At 40.3% G+C, this 24,334-nt stretch carries 25 protein-coding genes; 4 read left to right on the plus strand and 21 right to left on the minus strand.

Features of this window, described 5'->3' with window-relative positions:
• On the plus strand, positions 1-275 hold a 275-nt coding region (locus tag AC27EF_RS09140), incomplete at its 5' end, for a hypothetical protein (RefSeq protein ID WP_487110447.1).
• A 151-nt stretch (positions 276-426) separates the two neighbouring features.
• Here AC27EF_RS09140 and AC27EF_RS09145 read toward each other — a convergent pair.
• From AC27EF_RS09145 to AC27EF_RS09185, 9 genes are all read right to left on the minus strand, one after another.
• Complete coding sequence (locus AC27EF_RS09145) at positions 427-1,317, minus strand: hypothetical protein (RefSeq protein ID WP_487110448.1); 891 nt, start codon at positions 1,315-1,317, stop codon at positions 427-429.
• Between the two features lie 15 nt (positions 1,318-1,332).
• Complete coding sequence (locus AC27EF_RS09150) at positions 1,333-1,908, minus strand: putative phage tail protein (RefSeq protein ID WP_487110449.1); 576 nt, start codon at positions 1,906-1,908, stop codon at positions 1,333-1,335.
• Complete coding sequence (locus AC27EF_RS09155; RefSeq protein ID WP_487110450.1) at positions 1,898-3,115, minus strand: baseplate J/gp47 family protein; 1,218 nt, start codon at positions 3,113-3,115, stop codon at positions 1,898-1,900. Before AC27EF_RS09155 ends, AC27EF_RS09150 begins: the two co-directional genes overlap by 11 nt.
• Positions 3,116-3,129: 14 nt before the next feature.
• A complete protein-coding gene (locus AC27EF_RS09160) occupies positions 3,130-3,600 on the minus strand; it encodes a DUF2634 domain-containing protein (RefSeq protein ID WP_487110451.1) in 471 nt (156 codons plus the stop codon).
• 13 nt (positions 3,601-3,613) lie between these two features.
• Complete coding sequence (locus AC27EF_RS09165) at positions 3,614-3,889, minus strand: hypothetical protein (protein WP_487110452.1); 276 nt, start codon at positions 3,887-3,889, stop codon at positions 3,614-3,616.
• A gap of 147 nt (positions 3,890-4,036) precedes the next feature.
• Positions 4,037-4,429 carry a peptidoglycan-binding domain-containing protein gene (locus tag AC27EF_RS09170; protein ID WP_487110453.1) on the minus strand — a complete coding sequence of 131 codons (393 nt, stop codon included), beginning with the start codon at positions 4,427-4,429 and terminating at the stop codon, positions 4,037-4,039.
• A 104-nt stretch (positions 4,430-4,533) separates the two neighbouring features.
• Entirely contained in the window at positions 4,534-5,037 is a 504-nt protein-coding gene (locus tag AC27EF_RS09175) for a hypothetical protein (protein WP_487110454.1), read from the minus strand.
• Positions 5,038-5,185: 148 nt separating this feature from the next.
• Positions 5,186-5,491: a hypothetical protein gene (locus tag AC27EF_RS09180; protein ID WP_487110455.1), complete on the minus strand. Its 306-nt coding sequence runs from the start codon at positions 5,489-5,491 to the stop codon at positions 5,186-5,188.
• A gap of 82 nt (positions 5,492-5,573) precedes the next feature.
• Positions 5,574-5,987, minus strand: coding sequence for a DUF722 domain-containing protein (locus tag AC27EF_RS09185; protein ID WP_487110456.1), 414 nt, complete (start codon positions 5,985-5,987; stop codon positions 5,574-5,576).
• Positions 5,988-6,272: 285 nt separating this feature from the next.
• Here AC27EF_RS09185 and AC27EF_RS09190 point away from each other — a divergent pair, with 285 nt between their 5' ends.
• Complete coding sequence (locus AC27EF_RS09190) at positions 6,273-6,578, plus strand: helix-turn-helix domain-containing protein (protein ID WP_487110457.1); 306 nt, start codon at positions 6,273-6,275, stop codon at positions 6,576-6,578.
• A gap of 22 nt (positions 6,579-6,600) precedes the next feature.
• Positions 6,601-7,350, plus strand: a complete 750-nt coding sequence (locus AC27EF_RS09195; protein ID WP_487110458.1) for an ImmA/IrrE family metallo-endopeptidase — start codon at positions 6,601-6,603, stop codon at positions 7,348-7,350.
• A gap of 5 nt (positions 7,351-7,355) precedes the next feature.
• On the opposite strand, the gene AC27EF_RS09200 is transcribed toward AC27EF_RS09195, so the two are convergent.
• The 5 genes from AC27EF_RS09200 to AC27EF_RS09220 form a co-directional block, all read right to left on the minus strand.
• On the minus strand, positions 7,356-8,273 hold the full coding sequence (locus tag AC27EF_RS09200; protein WP_487110459.1) for a hypothetical protein: 918 nt from the start codon (positions 8,271-8,273) through the stop codon (positions 7,356-7,358).
• A 19-nt stretch (positions 8,274-8,292) separates the two neighbouring features.
• Positions 8,293-10,230 (minus strand): DUF2207 family protein, encoded by a 1,938-nt coding sequence (locus tag AC27EF_RS09205; protein WP_487110460.1) that lies wholly within the window; start codon positions 10,228-10,230, stop codon positions 8,293-8,295.
• 54 nt (positions 10,231-10,284) lie between these two features.
• Complete coding sequence (locus AC27EF_RS09210; protein ID WP_487110461.1) at positions 10,285-10,839, minus strand: LemA family protein; 555 nt, start codon at positions 10,837-10,839, stop codon at positions 10,285-10,287.
• A gap of 21 nt (positions 10,840-10,860) precedes the next feature.
• Entirely contained in the window at positions 10,861-11,742 is an 882-nt protein-coding gene (locus AC27EF_RS09215) for a damage-control phosphatase ARMT1 family protein (RefSeq protein ID WP_487110462.1), read from the minus strand.
• An 82-nt stretch (positions 11,743-11,824) separates the two neighbouring features.
• Positions 11,825-12,493 (minus strand): DUF5688 family protein, encoded by a 669-nt coding sequence (locus AC27EF_RS09220; protein WP_487110463.1) that lies wholly within the window; start codon positions 12,491-12,493, stop codon positions 11,825-11,827.
• 115 nt (positions 12,494-12,608) lie between these two features.
• On the opposite strand from AC27EF_RS09220, the gene AC27EF_RS09225 reads away from it, so the two are divergent.
• The gene (locus AC27EF_RS09225) at positions 12,609-12,983 is read left to right on the plus strand and encodes a helix-turn-helix domain-containing protein (RefSeq protein WP_487110464.1); all 375 of its coding nucleotides are present in this window, start codon (positions 12,609-12,611) and stop codon (positions 12,981-12,983) included.
• 119 nt (positions 12,984-13,102) lie between these two features.
• Here the strand turns inward: AC27EF_RS09225 and AC27EF_RS09230 are convergent, their stop codons facing one another.
• From AC27EF_RS09230 to rpoC, 7 genes are all read right to left on the minus strand, one after another.
• Entirely contained in the window at positions 13,103-13,750 is a 648-nt protein-coding gene (locus AC27EF_RS09230) for an ATP-binding cassette domain-containing protein (RefSeq protein WP_487110465.1), read from the minus strand.
• Entirely contained in the window at positions 13,750-15,099 is a 1,350-nt protein-coding gene (locus AC27EF_RS09235) for an ABC transporter permease (RefSeq protein WP_487110466.1), read from the minus strand. The genes AC27EF_RS09230 and AC27EF_RS09235 overlap by 1 nt, the downstream gene beginning before the upstream one ends.
• Before the next feature lie 212 nt (positions 15,100-15,311).
• The gene (gene tuf / locus AC27EF_RS09240; RefSeq protein WP_487110467.1) at positions 15,312-16,505 is read right to left on the minus strand and encodes an elongation factor Tu; all 1,194 of its coding nucleotides are present in this window, start codon (positions 16,503-16,505) and stop codon (positions 15,312-15,314) included.
• A gap of 197 nt (positions 16,506-16,702) precedes the next feature.
• A complete protein-coding gene (gene fusA, locus AC27EF_RS09245; RefSeq protein ID WP_487110468.1) occupies positions 16,703-18,814 on the minus strand; it encodes an elongation factor G in 2,112 nt (703 codons plus the stop codon).
• Between the two features lie 70 nt (positions 18,815-18,884).
• Positions 18,885-19,355, minus strand: coding sequence for a 30S ribosomal protein S7 (rpsG, locus tag AC27EF_RS09250; RefSeq protein WP_487110469.1), 471 nt, complete (start codon positions 19,353-19,355; stop codon positions 18,885-18,887).
• 166 nt (positions 19,356-19,521) lie between these two features.
• Positions 19,522-19,938 carry a 30S ribosomal protein S12 gene (rpsL, locus tag AC27EF_RS09255; protein WP_015530650.1) on the minus strand — a complete coding sequence of 139 codons (417 nt, stop codon included), beginning with the start codon at positions 19,936-19,938 and terminating at the stop codon, positions 19,522-19,524.
• A gap of 775 nt (positions 19,939-20,713) precedes the next feature.
• A complete protein-coding gene (gene rpoC, locus AC27EF_RS09260; RefSeq protein ID WP_487110470.1) occupies positions 20,714-24,325 on the minus strand; it encodes a DNA-directed RNA polymerase subunit beta' in 3,612 nt (1,203 codons plus the stop codon).
• Positions 24,326-24,334: the final 9 nt, after the last annotated feature.

Genomic DNA, 24,334 nt, shown 5'->3' on the forward strand with positions numbered 1-24,334 from the left:
AAGAATCTAAAAATCATCTGCAACTTGTTAATTCAATAAATGTTCCCGCACATGGATATGTAGACGTTATTATTCCCTATGGAGTAACAGTAAAATCTGTGCTTGGTGTAGTAGCATCTGTTGCTACAACCTCAAATTCAGCGGAATATGGAAACATAAGTGTTGCTGGCGTTGCTGGTTCTTTTGGAACTACACAAGGCACTATCCGCTTTTTTAATAACACAGGAACAGGAAGAGCGCCCGGAGCAAATGTCATTATTATTGCAAATATTTAGTATTATAATCCTATAAACTCTACGCATTAAACACCGTTTGTTGTATCTAATTTGTAAATAGTATGATTCAGATTTATATCTTGTTCGCGGTGTTTAACATTTACAAATGAAAATAGATATGGAAAGATCGTTTAATGAACTAGAGTAATAGCTAGTTTCCAATAGCTACCCAAAATGCTGCATCCGTTGCTGCATTTCCTGTCGCATTGCTGTATCTTAAGTTGAATCCAACAGTGTTGATGTCCACGGCAGCTACGCCACGATTATATGCACTATAAGCACTACATACTATTACAGTTGGTGGAGATGAGAATGTGTGTCCAAAATTAATCCAATAGTCTTTATTTCCAGTAGGATTAGAAACTGCTCCGTGGTGTCCTTTGGCAATAAAAAAGTTTTGAACATTCTCAAGCCCTATTTGTTCCTTCGTTACTGTATGTGGATTATTTATATGATTTGATAAATCTATACTATTAGCTTTCTTAACAATTTGATTATTTGAAGTTGTTAAATCTGAATTTAGCTGCGCTAATTTCTCCTGAACGTCTGCCATACCTTGTTTCGATTGCTCAACCCAATCTTCAAATGTTTCTACGGATACTAATCCTGCCGGATCAAGGTTCACCTCCATAGAAATATCATTGGAAACCTTAAAATGGAAATTCCAAGTAACTGAAAATCCCGGGCTTTCTAAATTTGATGGAATCATTTTTCCTTCTTCTGCCTGAGCAAGACAATAAAGTATTTCACCTTCTTCCGGATCTTCAGCATAAAAACCTACTTGCCATAAAGTATACGGCTCTGCAACATCCATATTATTTAGCAATACCGGAATTACGACTTCCTCCTCTCCCTGTTTCATTTCCTGAACAAGCAGTTGCTGCTTAGCACCCAAAACTTCTGTCTGTTCTCTCAAATCCACAATCTCTGCTCTTCCTGTTCCCGTTTTGATTTTTGTAATCTTTAAAGTACTGCCTTTCATCAGTTTTGTTTGAAGTTTCATTCCCTTTTTTGTAAGTACTGTATTTTTCCAAAGATTCATAATGTTCATCCTTTCTTAATTCATAACCGTTATTTCATAATGTTCGTGTTCTGAGATACAAGATCCCAAATACGTCGTTGTCTCTGTCTCAATTAGCTCTGACATTTTTATCTCATAAATCAGATGTGCCGGTTTCACCTGGTTTAAAAATTCCCGGATTTTCGTTTGATCCTTCACATATCCCTGTACAAACACTCCGAACTTATTTTTCGCAAGATGTTCTGTCAAGACGACGGTATATCCTGTCAAAGCTGCAAGTGTATCTTCAATCTTTTTCGGATTATAGTAATGATTTTTTATCTTCTCCAACAGATTTTGCCTGCGCTGCTCCATAGTCCAGGAATTTTGAGGATAAGAGCGATACTGTTCCTCCCAATATTCCATAGCCCACTCTTCCGATACCAGCTGCAGCACCAGCTGATCTTTCATTCGCTCCGGAAATTGATCAATATCATCTAATACCGTTCCGATCGCCTGAAATAACGAAAGTCCTACATAAGCCTCTCCATAAACCGGACTCACAAAATCTATGATTTTTTGAGCTTCCGGGCTTGTTAAAATCTTATGCATTTTCTCTGTTTCATTTCTCATACAAAACCTCCGTTTCCGTTAATGTCACTGACTGAAGCATTGGAATGCTGCCTGCCGGAATTGGAAGATTCACAGCAGTATCCTGATAAAGCGACGAATCTTCAGCATTTTGTACAATTAAGTTCTTATAATCATAAATTCCTTCGGTATTCCCTAAAATTTTACACACTTGTGTATATCGTATCTCTCTATCATTTGCGGCAAACTTCAAATAGTCATTTAACGCAGACGCAACAGTTTTCTCAACCGTCTCCAGTTTTGCATCCCTCAATTCCACATCCGCCGAAACCGTCAAAAGCATACTTTTTTGAGCTTTCACATCAATTTTGGCATTGATCGGTGCCAATCTCTTTTCAGGATCATCCGGCTGCATAATCAAGTCATAAACACTCTGGCATAATTCTTCTGATGCCGGCTGACCATTGGAATCCGTAATGACAATCTCAATGACCCCGCTGTCATCCTCAGGAGTTAAAATCACTGCATCTCCAACTCCTTCCACAGACGTTGCCCAGCGTTTGTAGTCGTTGATATTTCCAATAAAGGATTGCCCCTGTGCCTGGTCATATTCCATAATTCGCTCCCTGAGACTCTCATCCTCTTCGGCTTCCATTCCTCCCGTTATCGGTTCCTTATTGATAACCAGTGTGATATCTTCTGAAATATCGTCCTGCAGCAGTACGGTTCCTGCCGCACTATTCCCATTCATTCCTGCCTCGATACTCTGAATTTCTACCTCAACACTTCCTGTACCGTCCTCACCTTCTAGGATCTCTGCATCTTCTAAAGTCACATATTCTTTTGCCGGTTCATCATTGATACTTTCTGTCATAAAAATAGTACCCTCTGAAATGAGCGTACCGATTTTCCCCTCGATATATAATTTCCCGGAAGCATTGGTCGCTTCTTTTCGTTCCAGCCCTCTCGTTTCCGCATGATAATCTAAATAAATTCCTTCTGCAAAACGAGGCCAAATCAGCTTGATGGTTTCTACCAGCTCAAATTCTTTCATTCTTGCCACCTCAATGGCTGTCGGTCTGGTTAAATCGTATATGTATCCCCCTTCTGATTTGTCGATGTCCTCCGGCAGCTCCGCCAACATTCTTTGATGGATTTCCTCTTCACTGCAGGTTTCCTTTAAAAACTCCGGAACCTGAAAATCATCCTCCTCTAATTCTTCCACTTCATCAAAAATTTCTTCTTCCATAATAGTCTCCTTTCTCATTTTTGAATTACTGTTTGAAATTCTACTTCATTAGAATTTATCCCGATAACCCGACACAAAACCTCTACCTCCACATCATTCACCCACAGAAATTCCACAGACTGAACCACTTCCGTTCGATGATAGGGATCAGCCTCCAATGCATCAACAATTTCTTTCTTAAGTAGATTTTCAATTTCTTTTCTGTCTTCAGCTTGAAAAATTTGCTCAATATCAAGGCCAATATCATCACTGTATGCTTGGCATATATATCTTTTGGTTTGCAAAATTTTCATACACCATTGAATCCATGCTTCCACGCCATCAGCTTCTATTAGCTTTTTCGTACCGTCTTGTTTAAAATCTCTCACGGAATCATCAAAACTAATGCTTTTTCGATATCCATAAAATTCATCATAAAATGCTTCATCTAACTCCTGCAATTCCAATTCTTCATCATCTAAATCTTCAGGAAATACATTGTCCATCTCTTTCTACCTCCTAACTTTTCTTTTTTATTTTCCCCAGAATCACAGGGATATCATCTGCCCATAAGATTAAAACCCGATCCTTTGGATCTAATGTTAATTTCTGCGCAAAGTCACATATTACATATTCTGTTTTTTCTACTACTTCATCCGGAAAACTATCTAAAACTAAATTTCCCATTGAATCAATCTTGCCAAATTCAGCAACAGGAGAAACATTAAAATTTTTAATATTTCCCATTCGACTCTGTAATACTGCCGCTAATTTGGTACTCCCTCTTGCTGCCATCTTATTTCTCTACCTCCAATATCATAATGCCTGTGTGATTGTTAATCCCGTCAATAAATTAGACACATTATATATCCCCGATTTCGTTTTAATCAGACATTTATATTTCGGATATTCCACTGATGCTTCCATTTTACTCACCTCTCTTTATTTCACCATCTTAGTCAATGTAGCATATCCTGCGATACCATCTACTTTTAATCCATTTTTCCTTTGATAATTTTTAATTTTCTTTACAGTAGAATCCCCACATATTCCATCTTTGGAGGCCCCAACTCTTCCTTGTACAAATTTTACTACTTCTCCTCTTTTTCCCTTTTTGATAAAGATCTGTTTCATAGCAGCCTTTGTCTTTGAATCTAATCGTCCGTTTTCTATAACTTTTTTATACTGTCCTTTATCCTTGTTCATTGCTTTTTGCAACGCCAATATTGCTACCTTTCGTTTTTCTGTTGATGAAACCGATGGGATTAATAAAACTTGTCCTTTAAAAATAGAATACTTACTTAATTTAGGATTTTTCTTCCTCTCTTTGATCACTCTCTGATCAATTTTCTTTTTATTTGCTTTATAAATTGTTTGATATTTTTTCCCATCTCCATAATACTTTTTAGCAAGATCTCTTAAAGTTTCTTTATTTGACTTTACTTTATACTTTTTCGTTTTTTTGAAGAACGCTTAGTTGATTGATTCAAAATCAAATCTACTGCATCCACAAATTGAATTGTATACTTGTAGTCACCAACTGATGTTAATTTATATTTGAATTCCTCAATATACATTGTTCTTTTATTAATCACAGAATCGGAAATAAGTAATTCTACCTTTTTATTTCCTGTTCGTTTGCTTTCCAAAAAATTGATATAAAATTCTGGTTTTTTTAAATCTGCATCCGAAATCTTCTTTCCTTTGTTCAGTGGATTTACTTCCTTTTGAATATAAGACTGTCCCTTTCGTACATAGGCAGGAAAAATTCCTTCCCATGCAATCCTACAAAGATTCCTTCCTTTTGGAATCATAACTTTTCCCAAATCTAAAATCTCATACTCCTGGAACCTTGATGAACTGCTATATTCCATTGTTTCAGGTAACATCGGCAGAGTAATATAACTGCTTGTATTTCCCGACTCGTAAATATTAATATTCATAACATCCTCCTTTTAAGTTGCCAATGGTATATTTTTATATGCTCCTTCTAAAGCATCGGCAATGATCGAACACAATTCCTCCGATACTTGTTCCCTTTGAGTTCTCAACAACTCTAATAAAAAAATCTGTCTGTTGCTCTTTTGATTCTTAGCTAAAGAATTGCTCCTCATCGAAAAAGAAACTGTTCCTTAACTTCTTTTTTAGAATTTTTTGAATCAGATCCGCTTTGGATTCCATCTCCACCGATTCTTCGATTCTTATTTCCAATTCTCCTAAAAAATCATGCTTCATATTAATTTCTTCTTTTATTCCGCAAACTAATCTTGGAAACGCCTCATCCGCTGCCTCCCGGGGAACCATTTGAAAGAAAATTGCCGGAGCATTTTGATACTTAGATAAGAGTTCCGTCAGCTCTTCCAAACTACTCAGCTTTTCATAAATTTGCTGCTGCATTTTTTACCTCCTTTCCTTTTTATTTCACATTCGATACAGAACATATGTTCCCTTTTCGATGTGTTATCATAATATCACTCTTTCACCGGGCATTGTGGGCAAAATACTTTTTTTTAAAATTCTCATATTTTCTTGCAGCCGTTCTGCGATCCATTCCCATCTCATCTCCGATTTCCTGCCATCCGAGATTGTATGCCGCCCGATATCGAACAATCATACGAAGCTCCGGATCATCCACTTCCTCCAGACATCTTTCCAATTCCCTTCTGGCATCAAACAATCTTTGAATCGTCCTTCTTAGCTGCTCTTCCAGCAAAACTCTTTTCGCTGCAATCTCTCCGGTCTTATCACTATATTGATTTCCTCTGGGGAGACCATCCAGTGCTCCTCCTCCGGGTATCGCCTTCTGATTTAAATTTTTCATTTCTTCTCTTAATTTTTCCAATTCCAAATTAAGAAAATAAATTTTTTCTAATTCTTTTTGTTTTAACACCATAAATTTCCACCTTTCCTCTTGCCTTTATCGAACATACGTTTTATAATAAATATATCTTTTCGATGTCCCATCGGTCGTTCTGATTGGGTCCAAGAATCATTTGTTACGCACTTGCATATTTTACACTCTTATAATATGCTCATTTGAGTTTATTGTCAATGCTTTTTCTACTCGTTCGAGTATTTTTTAGCGTGCGAAACAGAGGAAGCAATTTACTTGCCGCCGCAGATATGATATATTGATTATAAGATTTTCTATGGATTTCATATTAGAAAGGCGGTTTTTATGGGAATCGGAACGAAACTTACCACATTAATGAAAGAAAAAGAGACTAATGTCAATGAATTGGCTCAGAAAGTAGGGGTCGCTCCCACTACGATTTACTCTATGATTAAACGAGACAGCAAAAAGGCTGACATTGGTCTTCTTGTGCGGATCAGCCAGGAACTGGGAGTTACCGTAGAATATTTTTCTGATGAAGCAATACCACAGACTTCCTATCATGATCTTAAGAATTTAATTGCCCGAAACGGCAAGGATATTTCCACTGAGGAGAAGTTAGAATTGATTCGCATGCTTTCAGATCTTTAGAAGATAAGGATGGACAGATCATTTGGATTATACGAAAACACAAACAAAAATTCACAAAATTATTCTAGAATTATTCCAGAAGTTTCATATTCAATCTTTCCCTTTGGACTGTTTTCAACTTATTGAGGACTGCGGATACCGGATCATAACTTACCAGCAAATGCGCCGTACAAACGTACAATTATATGAATACTGTCAACGTCTCTCCGACGATGCATTTCATTTTAAACCAAAAAAACTGGTCGCTTACAACGAGGACCAGTCTTTTTACCGTATTCGATTTTCTCTCATGCATGAGTTAGGGCATATTGTATTAAACCACAGTGGAGATCATCAGAAAAATGAGCGGGAAGCGAATTATTTTGCCAGTCATATTTTAGCTCCCCGGATGGCCGTCTACTATGCCAAACCAGCAGATTCCGCGGAACTTTCTCACATGTTTCAGATCAGCCGAGAGGCAGCGCGTATTGTCCTATCCGACATGCAGCTCTGGTATCAGCATACCCGATACCATATGACTCAGCTGGATCAGCAGCTATATCAACATTTCTATAACGAAAATGCACGAGGCTTTGTCTATCACATTGCTCCCTGCTTCTATTGCCTCGCTCCTGTTTATAATCATAGCTTTCAATCACATTCCGGGGCTCCTCTCTGCCTTCATTGCCTTCATCGTCAATTTCGTCAGACAGAGGAAGTGCTTAGAAAAAAGGAACGCCTGGATCGCTCCTATCGGGTCATCCGGCAATGGGAGGAGCGGGAAAATCCATAATTACATTATCGGTATTTTTCCCAAAATTGTTGAATTGTCTCTGCAGCATCCTCACGTTTTTCTGTGGTCCAACTCAGATCAATCCTTTGCCATCGATCCTGATCATAACAAAAACGAATTCCTTCCATCCTTTTATTTTTTGGTCCGGTCAAGACAATCTCTGAAATTTCTGACCATCGAAAGAAGCTTTCCCTTTTTTCTCCAAAATCTATTTTCATTCCTTCGGAATTTAAATGAATATAATCCGGATTTTTAGACAGTTCTTTTACACTCGATATTCCTGTCCCGACAAAAAGTGCAATAATCAGCAGCTCCATCAGCTTCATCCAAAGAAGATCTCCCTGTTCCTTCCACATAAAAAGCATAACCAAAATGACAACAACTGCACACTGCACAGCTCTGAGTTTCTGTTTTTTGTAGCTGCGATGAATCGTAACACAATTTTGCTCTTCTCCATTTCCATAATCTTTCCATGCATTATCTATCATTGCATAGACCTCCTCTACCTCTTCTGCCATATATTTTACCATGAAATCAGACAAAGAAAATTTATCTCCCAACAGAAGTTTTTTACATTTGTTTTTACTTTTTTTGTCCTTATAATAGATTTTAACTTCCATATAATTTTTTCGTTTATAAAGCTTACAATTTGAAAGTTCTTTCCATGGTAATTTTAATGATTGTCTTCCGAGTCCCAGACAAATCTCCATGGTATCTTCTGTCAAAACCAATAATTTATCTTCGCCCAATGCTGCGAAAAGTATTTGAATCGCTAAAAATCCAAACAACACTGCAATCAGAACAGTCAAAAACCGGTATGTTTCTCCATACACTGATAAGAGAACGAAAACTCCTGCCAACACAAAATTGACTGCAGCACAATGTTTATTTTCCTTTTTATTTTTATGTACAATATATGTCATCCTACTTCTCTCCAAAACATCACCAGCTTCCTCCGCCTCCGCCTCCGAAGCCGCCTCCGCTAAAACCTCCGCCTCCGGTAAAATCACCTCCGGAAAATGTATCTCCGGCCACTTCCGAAGCTTTGACTGCGGTCAGATGATCTGTCACAACATGATGCATACAGTTCCCCATCATATAATAATGGAACAAAGGAAGATCCGCATCATATCCATACCAATCCGGCGCCGGTACCTTTAGTGCATCCAACTTTTCCGCGTACAAATCAAACAGACCAAATACCATTGCAAAAGGGAGAATGTGATAAAATAAATTGGGATGTTCTTTCCCAATCGCTTTCATGCGGTCCAGTTCAGCAGTTTCTATAAAGTCACGCAAGCCTGCCAGATATCCCATCCATTGAACACATTCTTGCGTCCGTTTCTTCATAAATGCAGTAAACACAAGCTCTGCTGCTGCAAACAACACAAGGATTCCGTAGACCCACAAGAAATCAAACAGATCCCCCTGTCGGATGCGAACATAGAAATATCCTCCTGCTCCGACCAGTCCAACAACTGCCAGCACAGCCGCACCCAACACACTGCCTTTTCTGCCTCCCGAAGCCATTGCATACCATTTGTCTACGGTCAGACATGCCAGAATTCCCGCGCCAAGATAGGCTGCCCAAAACACAAGCAACAATATAATATCCAAAAGCCCTGCCTGTCCATAGGAACACATCATCACAGCAAATAACACCACCGGAATCTGAATGAAAATCATAGATACAATCCTTGCCGCTTTGGAAGATGCCGTATAAATCTTATTTCGATATTGGTACTGGATTTTGTCACCGACCACAGCAATCGTATCGGCAAATTTGTATTTTAAAGCTGAAGCTTTCACCTTGTTTTTCTTTCCAAACAATTCCTCAAACATATAAATCTGATAGTTCGGTTCCTTGTCTGCAATTTCTTTCTGTTTGATGAATGTAACATCCTTTTTCCCTGTTTCCTGAATCTTTAAATACCCTCGGTCTGCCCAATAAAGAATCAGGGAAATCACATCCTTAGAATCTACCATTCCATCCAAAATATATCCCACTGCCGCACTGTCCAATCCCTCCGGCGGCTGATACTGGATGGAAGGGATGACTTTCTTATCTCTTCCGAAGAAAAGATAGAGCACCATGACCAAGACAAGGACAAAAACTGCCAGCGCCAAAATCCATCGGTGTGTTTGAATTTCATTTCTATGGGAAAAATATCCCTCTCCCAGATCTCCAAAACATGTCAGGCCATTTTGAAACTTTAAATTTTTCTCCAAGGTGCCGGAAATCATATGTTTTTCTTTATCAAATTTCAGATCTAAAATTTCTTTTGCAGCTTTTGTCTGACCAAGGGGTCCATAATAAAACTGAATTTTATCAAAGTTTGTTTTCTTTGGAAAGTACAGTCGCAAACGGCTTCCCGCCGGAATCTCATTCTGCCACTGTCCCGGAAAAATATTAAAATAAAGCTTCTGATAAAGATCTCCCTGATATTTCGGTGCCATGCGATATGTAAATTGATAGGTTCCACTGTGAACTAGCCGTTCTTCCTCTCCAAATCTCAAAATTTTGCTTCCGTTTTCAGAACTTTCCTCTAAATCGGTCCCGCTGTTATTGGACCTCAAGTTGAAGTCCGCAAAATAAAGAAGACTTTTCTTTGTTCCGTCCTTCTCATAAAAATTTATCTTCCCTTTATAAGGAATATAGCGATAGATCCCATGCCTTGGCTTTTTAAATTCAACCTTCCAGCTCTCTGTCACGGTATAGCTTCCGTCCTCACCCAGCACGAGTGTTACCTCACAATTCTTTGTTTCCATATTCCTGTCATAGGTAAGCTCTTCACTTGCTTGAACAGAAAAACCCTTTCCTGCAAACACTGTAAGGATCACAAACAATATAACACCGATCCTTACCATATACTTTTTCATAAGCCCTACTCCTCCCCGTTTTTCCTTCGTTTCTTAATGCTTCATCTTAGCCGCTCAGAACTTAATCTCCACATTTTCCCGTTCCTGTTGAGCACCAACCTCAAACAAAGGTTTCCTGTCAAAATGAAACGCACCTGCAATCAGATTTCCCGGGAACATCTCAGCCTTCGTATTGTAGCGGTTGACAACGCCGTTATAATATCTTCTGGAACCGGCAATTTCCTCTTCCAGTCTCTGAAGCTGATCCTGCAGCATATTAAAATTTTCATTTGCTTTCAAATCCGGATAATTCTCCGCCACCGCAAACAAAGATTTTAACGCCCCGGACAGCACATTCTCCTGTTCCATCTGTTCTCCCAAATCCGCCGCATTCATTGCCATATTCCTTGCGGCAATCACTCTTTCCAGTGTTTCGGATTCATGCTTTGCATATCCTTTCACGGTTTCCACATAATTTGGAATCAAATCATACCGTTTCTTCAATGACACATCAATTGCCGAAAAAGCCTCCTCGGTCTTATTTCTCAATGCAACAAATCCATTATATGCGCTAATTCCCCACACAACGATCACGACCGCCAAGACCCCTGCGATTATTATTGCTACCATAAAACGTCTCCTCTCCTGTCCTTAACAACATTTCCTGTCATGAATTAAAATTCCCTGTAATAAATTAGCATGAAATCTTTTGATATACAATTGACATTTACATAAAAACATATAATAAATATTTTTTCCGCACCCCTGGAGAGTTTCAAAGTTCCCCTGACCTTTGGAAATAATTACGTCTGCCTCCTCAATGCTTTGTCTTGCCTCTTCTGAAATCTGATCTAATTCCGTTCCCGTAATATCCGTTCCATTTCCGATCACCCTGACCTGCTGCGTAAGTCCAACTTCCTGTGCATCCTCCATAGTCGCATCATTTAACGCCTGCGCTCCCCGAACAACTGCAGTTAATTGCAGTTTTGGATATAACCTTTGAATTGTCCGCATCACCAATTTATCCAGCACCACTTCTCCACAATTATCTGTAAGATATGTAAGTTTTGTACCGTGCTCCAAATCGTCTTTTAATCGAGAAAACTCCTGCTCATCCAGAACAATTTGATCTGCTTCCTCCAAAAGCTCATGCAGCTTTTTTCCGGTTATTTCTGACATTGTGCCAAAATCAATATAATTTCCGGTCATAGCATACTGCACTGCCATCCTGAGAGGATCTTTTGCCGAGAGAATTTTTCCCCAGATATTTTCCTCCTCCAAAAGCATCATCCCATTAAACTTTTGTTTTACAGGCACATAATCTATTCGCTTTCCAAACATCTCATCCTGTAATTTCAAAATTCTTCCCGTAATCACCGGAGCACTCTCCGTCATATCTGCATCTGCCACAACTTTTACCATACGATGCATATACTCCAATTTTTTCGACTCTTCCATCTCCTGATCGTAGTTGCATAAGTGTTTCTCCATCATGCATTGGATACATGCGGAATTCAATCTGATCCGACTCATTAATTCCTCCTTTTATCTATCAAAGCGTTTTTTTTATTATATCCTAAATCAGACTGAAACTCCATTCTTTCTGTAAATTTCACTAGAACAGAGAAAAAAACTGACGATCATCCTTGTCATAGTAATATACATTATCCGACAAAAAATCGTCTTCAGAAATCAAATTGTTATTGGATTCCCGTACAATTTTCAGCAATTCTTCCTGTAGAAATTGTCTCCGGTCAAATAATATGACAAACTCATGGATACTGGTTGGAAGAAGATACAAATTGCACTCATATTGACGGGCAAACCGATCCAGTACCCCCTCGTAAAGAATCACCCCCGCACCATAAAACTGTTGTTCATTGGTCAATAAAAACGCCGGTTCATCCTCCGGAGTATGTCCTGCAAATCCTGACATCGCCTGAATCTTTGCCGGAAAAACAGCCGGTGTATTCTCTCTGGCATACTGTTCCAGTAATTCCCCGCTCAGGTTCCAATCCTCCATTTTTTTTCGATCAATAAAAACCGGAGACATCACATCGTTCTCCTTTTTCTCCAAAATAAAGTATACTACAGCAAAATCTTCATACAAAATATGCGGAACTTGTTTTAAAAGTTCTAAGTTTTTGTGATAATTCAACAACCGATAGAATATTTTTCTTTGAATATTTTTTAAGCCGAACATATAAATTCCCTTTCTCCACACCGGATCTTTTCCTTTAGTATTCCCAATTTCTATTCTGTCATTCTGAATTGTCTTCCCCATCTATGGTAACACTGTATATTGCTTCCAGCAACATTTTAATCAGGAATGTTGCTTTCAGATCGTGGCAATCTATGGCTAATAGCTATAGTATTTTTATGGAGGGAGATTGATTGATATGAATCAGAGCGAAAGAAAGGCTTTTACAAAAATTAATATCAAAGATACAGGTCTTCGTATCAAACATCTTAGAAAAGATCAGAAACTTACTCAGGAGATGTTATCTGAGATGGCAGGAATTACGCCTCATTATCTGTACGAAATCGAATCCGGACGTAAATCCATGTCCATCCATATTCTCGCATCCCTTGCCTTTGCACTGCAGGTTTCCGCAGATTATCTGTTGTTTGGAGACGCCTCTCAGAGATTGGATTTTGATATTCCATCTGATCATAAACAACTTATGGAGCTTACCACACGCTTGACCTCTTCTCAACGAAAACATGTTTTAGAAATTCTGGAAGTTATGGTTCCCCATTTAAAAAGAGATTAATTGCCGGAAGTGCCAAAAGGCACATTCTGGGATTGTAAACAGGCGCCAAGGTCTCGGCAAGCCCCAACTTTGGCTCATCGCTATCACAAAAAGGAGTTTTCCGTTTGGGAAAACTCCTTTTATCCGACTATCGGCAATTTTTTTACGCCATCTGCCTGCAATGCAATCTCTTCTGAATGGGTTGCTATAATAATGCATTTTCCTTTCTGTGCCAACTGATGGAAAATTTTCATAATTGCTTCTTGAGTCTCACAATCTATATTTTCTGCGGGTTCATCTGCCAAAAGAATTTCCGGGTCATAAGAAAGCGCCCTGGCGATAGCAGCTCTCTGACGCTGCCCCTGAGAAAGTTTTGACGTCCGGTATTCCATCTTTTCTTCATTGATTCCAACCCAATTTAACAGTTTCCTTGCTTTCTCTCTGTTATCTTTGCCGGAAACTTTTGCCAAATCCATAGAAAGCAGCACATTTTCCAGTGCCGTCAATTGTGGAAGCAGACTATAAGATCGAAACACAGTCCCAACATAATGACTCCGATAAATATATGGATTGATCTTTCTAAGATCTCTTTTTTGAAACGATACACTGCCTTCCGTCGGGGTTTCAAATCCCGCCAACAGAGATAACAGCGTTGTTTTTCCTGCTCCTGACTCTCCCAGGACTGCATAAACTTTTCCTTCTTCAAACTCAAAATACAGATGTTCAAAAACTTTCCCCGCACTTCCCTTATAAGAATATGCCAGATTCTCCAGCTTTAATATACACATTATGGAACCTCCTGTCTTTGACTGGACAAAGTTTTCATTGGATCATACGGAATCATCACTGCCGCCGATATCAATCCCGCTATCAGAATGAGAAATGCTCCAATTCCCAGTAACTCAGCTGCCACAGTCCAATCCACAGAAACGGACATACCGGAAAGAAAGTTTTGTTGCATTCCAAATTCCACCTGCTGATGCCCTGCCTGGTTTTTTAAAAGTTCATTGGAAACAGGAGCTGATACCGCTTTTGCTGCAGCAAATCCCACAATCATTGCAAAACCTGCAACAATCCCTAACTCTGTCAAAAATTGAATACACACTCTGCTTTTTTTCATTCCAATGGAAATCAGAACGCAAGCTTCCTTTTTTCTTCTATGTACATTTCTGCCCTGAATGAACGCCAAAACACTCACCCCAACTGCCAGTGTCCCTGCAAGAAAGTAACCGGACAACTGATCCATTCTTTCTAATGACAGAAGACTTCTCTTATAATTGTCAATATCCTGAGAAACGACTGTATAGTGTTCATCTAATCCCATGACTCTGACATCCTTTTGAAACATCTTATAGTTCTCAAGATTTGAAAATACATAAGTCGCCCCGACCTGTACGGTCGCTCCGTTGAAGGATGAGATTGCAGCTTTCAATGTCTCATAGCTGGTATAAATTTGATTGGCAATATCGGTTTCTCCCGAATCTGAATTGCTGTTTCGGTAAATTCCTATCACCTTCCATGATATTTGTTGAGAAGAATCTGCAAGATTTACAAGATCTATCTGACTCCCGACTTTCAAAGAATTTTCAGCAGCTAACTTCTGGCTGATCAAACAAGTCTGATCGGCCTTCCCCATTTTCAGGTTCCTTCCCTCAATAAGCTTGGAACTGCCGTCCCGAAAATCAGCTGCAGCCTCCTTCTTATTATAACCGATCACAGTAAAAGCCCCTTGCTGCTTCGTCTGCTCTATATCCGTTTTTCGACGAATAATATCCGACTCATCTTGTTCCTCTGCTTTCACTGCGCGAATTGTTTTCCCATTTAGTGATGAAGTCAATGTATAATAAAAATTTTTTACTGTATCAGAGTCTGCATAATTTTTTAATTGAGATATTGTCAATTCTTTGATTTCCGAGGTATTTTCAGTCTTAGAATCATTCTTTGCCCGCTGCTTCACACGAATCTGTGCTGTAATTTCTGCATTTGATAATTCTGCCTGTTTTGCTGTTTCTGTCGCCCGACGAATTGACAGGCAAAGGCAGGCAGAAACTGTGATGAAAAAAACAAGCATCCCGATTAAGATACTCCTTCCCCGAAAGCGAATCACATTTTTCCATGCATTTTTTATGACATACATAACTTCTTCCTTTCGTCTTGTTTCTAAATACAATATAGAAGAAAACTTTGTTGAAAACATGGCAAAAAAATGAAGAAAATGTGAAAAATTATCTTAGGACATATCAAACTTTGTTAAATAATATAGGAAAGTCAGAACTTTCCTATATTACAAAAAGGGCTCTCCGAGATTTTCTCGGAAAGCCCTGTAACATCAATATTTCTAATAATTGATTACTCGATGATAGATGCTACTCTACCTGATCCTACTGTACGTCCACCTTCACGGATAGCGAAAGATAATCCCTGCGCCATAGCGATTGGGTGAATTAATTCGATTGTCATTTCTACGTTGTCACCAGGCATGCACATTTCTGTTCCTTCCGGTAAGTCGATCACACCTGTTACGTCTGTTGTTCTGAAGTAGAACTGTGGACGATAGTTGTTGAAGAATGGAGTATGACGTCCACCTTCATCTTTTGTTAATACGTAAACCTGAGCTGTGAATTTTGTATGGCATGTGATAGATCCTGGCTGGCAGAGAACCTGTCCTCTTTCGATTTCATCTCTCTGAACACCACGAAGTAATGCACCAATGTTATCTCCAGCCTGAGCTTCGTCTAACAGTTTACGGAACATTTCAACACCAGTTACAACAACTTTTCTTGTTTCTTCTTTGATACCAACGATTTCAACTTCGTCAGATACATGAAGAACACCGCTCTCTACTCTACCAGTTGCCACTGTACCACGTCCTGTGATAGAGAATACGTCTTCGACTGGCATCAGGAATGGTTTGTCTGTATCACGCTGTGGATCTGGGATATAGCTGTCAACAGCATCCATCAGTTCCATGATTTTATCTCCCCACTCTCCGTTAGGATCTTCCAGCGCTTTTAAAGCAGATCCCTGGATAACCGGAATATCATCACCTGGGAATTCATATTCATTTAACAGTTCACGAATTTCCATTTCTACTAATTCTAATAATTCTTCATCGTCTACCATGTCACATTTGTTCATGAATACAACGATGTAAGGAACACCTACCTGACGAGAAAGCAGGATGTGCTCTTTTGTCTGAGCCATAACACCATCAGTTGCAGCTACTACTAAGATTGCTCCGTCCATCTGAGCAGCACCAGTGATCATGTTCTTTACATAATCGGCATGGCCTGGGCAGTCAACGTGTGCATAGTGACGTTTGTCTGTCTCATACTCAACGTGAGCTGTAGAGATTGTGATTCCACGCTCTCTTTCTTCTGGAGCTTTATCAATATTCTCAAAGTCAACGGCTGCGTTTCCTTCTACACGTGCAGAAAGAGTTTTTGTAATTGCAGCTGTTAAAGTTGTTTTACCATGGTCAACGTGTCCGATGGTACCAATGTTGCAATGAGGTTTAGATCTCTCAAACTTTTCTTTAGCCATTTTAAATGTCCTCCTTATTCGGCCCTGTTGGGCGATTACAATAATGATTTTAATACTTCAATATAGCGCCCGACAAAGGGCTGTCCTAAATTTGATTATATTTCATTTACTAAAATATTTCAAGCCTATTTTCTTGAAAATACGCTTATTTCCTGACTCTCTACTGGAATCAAGGATACGAGAGTTTCTCACTGTTCTTATTTGTCAGCAAGAACTTTTTCCTGTACGTTCTTTGGTACTGGTTCATATTTCTCAAAGAACATAGAATAGTTACCACGACCCTGAGTTCTGGAACGAAGGTCTGTTGAGTAACCAAACATTTCAGACAGCGGAACGAATGCTCGAACCATCTTACCGCTCGCAATATCATCCATACCCTCGATGCGTCCGCGGCGGGAGTTAATATCACCGATAACGTCTCCCATATATTCTTCCGGCATCGTAACTTCCACACGCATGATCGGCTCAAGTAAGATTGCTCCTGCTTTCTGCATCGCTTCTTTAAATGCCATAGATCCTGCAATATGGAACGCCATTTCACTAGAATCGACATCATGGTAAGATCCATCGTATACTGTAGCTTTTACACCAAGTACCGGGAATCCGCCCAAAATACCAGACTGAGCTGCCTCTTCAATACCTTCTCCAACTGCCGGAATGTATTCTTTCGGAATAGATCCTCCGACAACCGTAGATTCAAACTTGAACAGTTCTTCTCCATTGGCATCCATTGGCTCAAATTTAACTTTACAATGTCCGTACTGACCACGTCCACCGGACTGTTTTGCATATTTGCTGTCAACGTCAACGGCTTTTGTAAATGTCTCTTTGTATGCTACCTGAGGAGCTCCCACATTTGCCTCTACTTTAAATTCACGGAGCAGACGGTCAACGATGATTTCCAAATGAAGCTCTCCCATTCCGGAAATGATTGTCTGACCTGTTTCCTGATCTGTATGAGCTCTGAATGTAGGATCTTCTTCTGCCAGTTTCGCAAGAGCCTCAGACATTTTACCCTGAGCACCTTTTGTTTTAGGCTCGATCGCTACGTCAATAACCGGCTCTGGGAATTCCATGGATTCCAGAATTACCGGATGCTGTTCATCACAGATTGTATCACCGGTTGTTGTTAATTTAAATCCAACTGCAGCCGCGATATCTCCTGAATATACAATATCTAATTCTTCACGCTTGTTGGCATGCATCTGAAGGATACGTCCAACACGCTCTTTTTTGTTCTTTGTTGCATTCAATACATAAGATCCTGATTTGCATGTTCCAGAGTAAACTCTGAAGAATGCAAGTTTTCCAACGAACGGGTCTGTCATAATTTTAAATGCAAGAGCAGAGAACGGTTCATCATCAGATGAATGTCTCTCAACTTCATTTCCGTCTTCGTCTACACCCTTAATTGCAGGAATGTCTGTCGGAGCCGGCATGAATTCGATGATTGCATCAAGAAGTTTCTGAACACCTTTGTTTCTATATGCTGTACCACAGCAAACAGGAACTGCTTCACACTGGCAGGTTCCCTTTCTTAATGCAGCTTTTAATGCATCAACGCTTGGTTCTTCCCCTTCTAAATATTCCATCATCAGATCATCGTCCAATTCACAGATCTTCTCAACCAATTCTGTATGATAAAGTTCTGCATCATCCTTCATGTCATCTGGAATCTCAACGATGGAGATGTCTTCTCCTTTGTCGTCATTGTAAATGTATGCCTGCATCTCAAACAAGTCAATGATTCCCTTGAAATCATCTTCTTTTCCGATCGGCAGCTGAAGTACAACAACATTTGCTCCCAGGCGCTCTTTCATCTGATCAACTGCACCATAGAAGTTTGCACCTAAGATATCCATCTTATTGATGAATGCCATTCTTGGTACATTATAAGTGTCAGCCTGACGCCATACGTTCTCAGACTGAGGTTCTACTCCGCCCTTTGCACAAAAGACAGCTACGGAACCATCCAGCACGCGCAGAGAGCGCTCTACTTCTACTGTAAAGTCAACGTGACCTGGAGTATCAATAATATTGATACGATGCTCTAAAGCACCCTCTTTCGGTTTGCAGTGTTCCTGCAATGTCCAGTGGCAAGTTGTAGCAGCGGAAGTAATTGTGATACCTCTTTCCTGCTCCTGCTCCATCCAGTCCATGGTAGCAGTACCATCATGAGTATCACCGATTTTATAGTTTACACCAGTATAATACAGGATACGCTCTGTTGTGGTTGTTTTACCAGCATCAATATGAGCCATAATACCAATATTTCTGGTTCTCTCTAATGGATATTCTCTTCCAGCCAAGGTTTTTTCCTCCTATAAATTTTACGCAAAAGCACTTCGACAGCTGCAAAACAATCCTCTAATACTCTAATTAGAATCTGTAATGCGCAAATGCCTTGTTTGCCTCTGCCATCTTGTGCATATCTTCTTTTTTCTTTACAGATGCTCCGGTGTTGTTGGATGCATCAAGAATTTCTTTTGCAAGACGTTCTTCCATGGTTCTTTCTCCTCTTTTACGTGAGAAAGTTGTCAGCCAACGAAGAGCTAATGCCTGTCTTCTGTCAGGTCTTACGTCGATTGGAACCTGATAAGTAGCTCCACCGATACGTCTAGCTTTTACTTCGAGAACTGGCATAATGTTGTTCATAGCCTCTTCAAACACTTCAAGAGCTGGTTTTCCAGCTTCCTGTTCTACACGGGCAAATGCTCCGTATACGATTTTCTGAGCAACTCCTTTTTTACCATCCAGCATAATGTTGTTGATCAGTTTTGTCACAACTTTGTTGTTGTAAATAGGATCTGCCAATACGTCTCTTTTCGCAATATGTCCTTTACGTGGCACGGTTCTTCCCTCCTTAATAATAATTAATTCATCGGTACTCATACTTTAAACTGCATGTTCGTGCAGGACTTTTATATCTCCTGTAACCTTCGTAGGAAACAATAAAGTTCCGGCACAACTATACAAGGTAGCGTATTACGCTGCTTTGTACCAATTTAGTTTTATCTTATTTTTTCTTAGGTCTCTTTGCTCCATATTTGGAACGAGCCTGCATTCTGTTGGCTACACCAGCTGTATCCAGTGTACCTCTAACGATATGGTAACGAGTACCTGGTAAGTCTTTGACACGACCACCACGAATCAGAACAACACTATGTTCCTGTAAGTTATGTCCTTCACCTGGGATATAACTTGTTACTTCGATTCCGTTAGAAAGACGAACTCTGGCAATCTTACGAAGAGCTGAGTTAGGCTTCTTAGGAGTTGCAGTCTTAACGGCTGTACATACACCTCTCTTCTGAGGAGAGCTTGTATCTGTCGCTTTCTTCTTTAAAGAGTTAAATCCTTTCTGAAGTGCCGGCGCTGTAGACTTCTTTACAGATGTCTTTCTCCCTTTTCTAACTAATTGGTTAAAAGTTGGCATTGATTTCACCTCCATACATGTTTTCTACTTTTGGTTACTTTAATTCACCTAGTGACTTACAACGCACCTTTTTCTACCATCTAAAAAGGCACGCTAGGCTATTATAAATCGCTAGCGCGCCTTTGTCAATACTTTTCTCCAGATTCTCCGTTAATCTCTTCCGGATTTTTCGTGAATCAATGGAGAACTCCTATGAACGAGTGCTAAATTGAATTTAAATGCTCCACCGGTCAGCCGATCAATGAATCATTCTGTTTCAGATTTTCAAACCTTATCTTCCATCTTGAAAATCTCACTGCTGAAACAAATCTTACCGAATCATCTCATTGCCTCTGTATCATTCCACATCTATGAGGTTGACTCCTTATCCGTTCTATCCGTTCTGAAGCCCGTAACATCTCTCCCGAGATTACGCCGCTTCGCTAAGTCAGTCCCATCTTTCTAATCTGATACTCTTCCCTCAGCTGCCGGTTTTAAAGACTCGCAAAAGTCTTTTGGAGCACTGTGGGCATTTCTCCTTTCTTTTTATTCATTCATCTTTTGTTGTTGATTTTATTATATCAGTTTCTGATTTATTTGTCAAATTAAAAGTATTTTCAGTTTTCTTAAGATTTATTTGCGTTGTTTACTGATTTCAACAGACGAGAGGGAGCAGCTTTCCTCTTCACATCGGCATCCCGCGGAGCGTTTTTATAATATAAAAACCGATGCAGTCCCACGGTCTGCATCGGTTTTTTGTTCCATCTTCTGCACTCCAGCTGATTTTAGAAAAATCTTATTCTTCTACAGCAGTCTCTTCGTAGTTGATTTCATCTTCAAAATCAAACTCTTCTTCCAAAGAAAAATCTTCTTCATCCGTGCTGATTTTTACATCACGATAACGCTTCATACCGGTACCGGCCGGAATCAGTTTTCCGAGGATAACATTTTCTTTCAGTCCTACCAACGGATCCACTTTTCCTTTGATTGCCGCATCGGTAAGAACTTTTGTTGTCTCCTGGAAGGAAGCTGCGGACAGGAAGGAATCTGTCGCCAGAGATGCCTTTGTAATTCCAAGCATAATCTGATCGGCTTTTGCCGTTTCCAATCCCTTTTCTTCCATCTCTTTGTTTGTATTTTCCAGTTCCAGTACATCAACCATCGCTCCCGGAAGATAACTGGTATCTCCTCCGTCTTCAATGCGAACTTTCTTAAGCATCTGACGCACAATCACCTCAACGTGCTTATCATTGATGTCTACACCCTGCAGACGGTATACTCTCTGTACTTCCCGAATCATATAATCCTGAACCGCGCGAATTCCCTTAATACGAAGTAAATCGTGAGGATTCACAGATCCTTCAGTCAGTTCATCTCCGGCTTCCATAACCTGACCTTCCTGTACTTTCAGACGGGAACCGTAAGGAATTAAGTAAGTTTTCATATCTCCGGTTTCACGATTGGAAATAATAACTTCGCGTTTCTTCTTTGTATCTTTAATCTGAACTTCTCCGCCGAATTCTGCAATAATTGCAAGACCTTTCGGCTTCCGGGCCTCGAACAGCTCTTCGACACGAGGAAGACCCTGCGTGATATCATCACCGGCTACACCACCGGCATGGAAGGTTCTCATAGTAAGCTGTGTACCAGGCTCTCCGATTGACTGCGCAGCGATAATTCCGACTGCCTCACCAACCTGCACTGCCTGACCGGTTGCCATATTGGAGCCATAGCATTTTGCACAAGCCCCGACGGTAGACTTACATGTCAGCATCGTTCTGATTTTCACCTTGGTATATCCTGCGTCCACTACCGTTTTTGCACGCTTCGGTGTGATCATATGATTGCATTTTACCAGTACTTCTCCTGTTGCAGGATCTTTGATCTCCTCTGCCGCATACCGACCGGTAATACGTTCTTCCAGACTTTCGATCACTTCCTGCCCATCCATAAATGCTTCCACATACATTCCCGGAATTTCTCCGCCGTTTGACTCACAGCAATCCTGCTCACGAATGATCAAATCCTGGGATACATCCACCAGACGACGAGTCAAATATCCTGAATCGGCAGTACGAAGCGCCGTATCGGACAGACCTTTTCTCGCTCCATGAGCGGAAATGAAATATTCCAGTACGTCCAGTCCTTCACGGAAGTTTGACTTAATCGGCAATTCAATGGTTCGTCCAGATGTATCCGCCATCAATCCACGCATACCTGCCAGCTGTTTAATCTGCTGATTAGAACCACGGGCACCGGAATCCGCCATCATGAAGATATTATTTAGTCGATCCAATCCGCCGATCAGCTTATCGGTCAGAACTTCATCGGCATCAAACCATGTTTTCACAACAGCCTTATAGCGCTCTTCCTCTGTCAGAAGACCTCTCTTATACTGTTCCGTAATAAATTCTGCCTGATGCTGAGCATCACTTAAAATCTGTGGTTTTTCAGGCGGCACGGTCATATCGGAAATGGATACGGTTAAAGCTCCTCTTGTTGAGTATTTGTAGCCAATTGCTTTAATATCATCCAGTACTTCCGCCGTTTTTGTTGCCCCATGAATATTAATACATTTATCAAGAATCTGTTTTAACTGTTTCTTTCCTACATGGAAGTCAATCTCTAACGCCAGTGCATTTTCCGGCTTGCTTCGGTCCACAAAACCAAGATCCTGCAGAATGATTTCATTGAACAGAATTCTTCCAAGTGTACATTCCACAACCTGTGAAATCTGATTTCCGTTTTGATCTACCCCTGTACGTCTGACTTTAATTCTTGCATGAAGTGTAATTACTTTATTTTCATAAGCCAAATATGCCTCATTCTCAGATTTAAAGTATTTTCCTTCTCCCTTATCTCCTTCTTTTTCCAGTGTCAGATAATAAATACCAAGGACCATATCCTGAGACGGAACGGCAACCGGTCCGCCATCCGAAGGCTTCAGAAGGTTATTCGGGGATAACAGAAGGAATCGGCACTCTGCCTGCGCCTCCACAGAAAGCGGAAGATGGACAGCCATCTGATCCCCGTCAAAGTCAGCATTGTAGGCAGTACATACAAGCGGATGCAGACGAATTGCCTTTCCTTCGACCAGAATCGGCTCAAACGCCTGAATTCCAAGTCTATGCAGTGTCGGTGCACGGTTCAGCATGACCGGATGTTCCTTGATTACATCTTCTAATACATCCCATACTTCCGGCTGCAGTTTCTCAACCATTTTCTTTGCTGATTTTATATTATGAGAAAGTTTCCTTTCTACTAACTCTTTCATTACAAACGGCTTAAATAATTCGATTGCCATTTCTTTTGGCAGACCACACTGATAAATTTTCAAATCCGGTCCGACAACGATAACAGAACGTCCAGAATAATCCACACGTTTTCCAAGTAAGTTTTGTCGGAAACGTCCCTGCTTCCCTTTCAGCATATCAGACAGAGATTTTAACGCACGGTTTCCAGGTCCTGTGACCGGACGTCCGCGGCGCCCGTTATCAATCAAGGCGTCTACCGCTTCCTGAAGCATTCTCTTTTCATTTCTTACAATGATATCCGGTGCTCCTAATTCCAGAAGTCTCTTTAAACGGTTATTTCGGTTAATGATTCTCCGGTAAAGGTCGTTCAGATCAGAGGTCGCAAATCGTCCTCCGTCCAATTGCACCATCGGACGAATGTCCGGCGGAATGACCGGAACAACATCCAGAATCATCCATTCCGGTTTATTCTCGGAATTACAGAAAGCCTCCACTACTTCCAGGCGTTTTACAATTCTGGCTCTTTTTTGTCCGGTTGCAGTCTTAAATTCATCTTTTAAGGATTTTGCCTCTGCTTCCAGATCAATTGCCTGAAGTAATTCCTTGATTGCTTCAGCTCCCATTCCCACGCGGAAGCTGTCGCCATATTTCTCATAGGCATCTCTATATTCTTTTTCTGTTAATACCTGTTTGTATGCAAGATCGGTCTCTGCCGGATCCAATACAATATAGCAGGCAAAATACAGAACCTTTTCCAAAGTTCTCGGAGAAATATCCAGCATCAATCCCATGCGGCTGGGAATTCCTTTAAAATACCAGATATGGGATACCGGCGCCGCCAATTCAATATGCCCCATGCGCTCGCGGCGGACATTTGCTTTTGTAACTTCTACTCCGCATCGGTCGCAGACAACACCTTTATAGCGAACTTTTTTGTACTTTCCGCAGTGACACTCCCAATCCTTTGTCGGTCCGAAGATCTTTTCACAGAAAAGCCCGTCTTTTTCGGGTTTCAATGTTCGATAGTTGATCGTCTCAGGTTTTTTTACTTCTCCTCTTGACCACTCTCGGATCTTTTCTGGAGAAGCCAACCCAATTTTAATTGCATCAAATGAAATTTTGCTGCTTGCGTATTCATTGCTTGATTCCATCATTAAGGCTGC

Source organism: Anaerostipes stercorihominis, from assembly GCF_057535655.1.

Excerpts from the sequence above, each read along its gene's own strand:
- AC27EF_RS09235 (WP_487110466.1), bottom strand. The coding sequence starts at position 15,099 with ATGTATGTCATAAAAAATGCATGGAAAAATGTGATTCGCTTTCGGGGA.
- AC27EF_RS09190 (WP_487110457.1), top strand. The coding sequence starts at position 6,273 with ATGGGAATCGGAACGAAACTTACCACATTAATGAAAGAAAAAGAGACT.
- AC27EF_RS09145 (WP_487110448.1), bottom strand. The coding sequence starts at position 1,317 with ATGAATCTTTGGAAAAATACAGTACTTACAAAAAAGGGAATGAAACTT.
- AC27EF_RS09160 (WP_487110451.1), bottom strand. The coding sequence starts at position 3,600 with ATGGACAATGTATTTCCTGAAGATTTAGATGATGAAGAATTGGAATTG.
- rpoC (WP_487110470.1), bottom strand. The coding sequence starts at position 24,325 with ATGATGGAATCAAGCAATGAATACGCAAGCAGCAAAATTTCATTTGAT.
- AC27EF_RS09215 (WP_487110462.1), bottom strand. The coding sequence starts at position 11,742 with ATGAGTCGGATCAGATTGAATTCCGCATGTATCCAATGCATGATGGAG.
- AC27EF_RS09150 (WP_487110449.1), bottom strand. The coding sequence starts at position 1,908 with ATGAGAAATGAAACAGAGAAAATGCATAAGATTTTAACAAGCCCGGAA.
- rpsL (WP_015530650.1), bottom strand. The coding sequence starts at position 19,938 with ATGCCAACTTTTAACCAATTAGTTAGAAAAGGGAGAAAGACATCTGTA.
- AC27EF_RS09230 (WP_487110465.1), bottom strand. The coding sequence starts at position 13,750 with ATGTGTATATTAAAGCTGGAGAATCTGGCATATTCTTATAAGGGAAGT.
- AC27EF_RS09185 (WP_487110456.1), bottom strand. The coding sequence starts at position 5,987 with ATGGTGTTAAAACAAAAAGAATTAGAAAAAATTTATTTTCTTAATTTG.
- AC27EF_RS09200 (WP_487110459.1), bottom strand. The coding sequence starts at position 8,273 with ATGACATATATTGTACATAAAAATAAAAAGGAAAATAAACATTGTGCT.
- tuf (WP_487110467.1), bottom strand. The coding sequence starts at position 16,505 with ATGGCTAAAGAAAAGTTTGAGAGATCTAAACCTCATTGCAACATTGGT.
- AC27EF_RS09165 (WP_487110452.1), bottom strand. The coding sequence starts at position 3,889 with ATGGCAGCAAGAGGGAGTACCAAATTAGCGGCAGTATTACAGAGTCGA.
- AC27EF_RS09210 (WP_487110461.1), bottom strand. The coding sequence starts at position 10,839 with ATGGTAGCAATAATAATCGCAGGGGTCTTGGCGGTCGTGATCGTTGTG.
- AC27EF_RS09155 (WP_487110450.1), bottom strand. The coding sequence starts at position 3,115 with ATGGAAGAAGAAATTTTTGATGAAGTGGAAGAATTAGAGGAGGATGAT.
- AC27EF_RS09225 (WP_487110464.1), top strand. The coding sequence starts at position 12,609 with ATGAATCAGAGCGAAAGAAAGGCTTTTACAAAAATTAATATCAAAGAT.
- AC27EF_RS09220 (WP_487110463.1), bottom strand. The coding sequence starts at position 12,493 with ATGGGGAAGACAATTCAGAATGACAGAATAGAAATTGGGAATACTAAA.
- AC27EF_RS09175 (WP_487110454.1), bottom strand. The coding sequence starts at position 5,037 with ATGAATATTAATATTTACGAGTCGGGAAATACAAGCAGTTATATTACT.
- AC27EF_RS09205 (WP_487110460.1), bottom strand. The coding sequence starts at position 10,230 with ATGAAAAAGTATATGGTAAGGATCGGTGTTATATTGTTTGTGATCCTT.
- AC27EF_RS09180 (WP_487110455.1), bottom strand. The coding sequence starts at position 5,491 with ATGCAGCAGCAAATTTATGAAAAGCTGAGTAGTTTGGAAGAGCTGACG.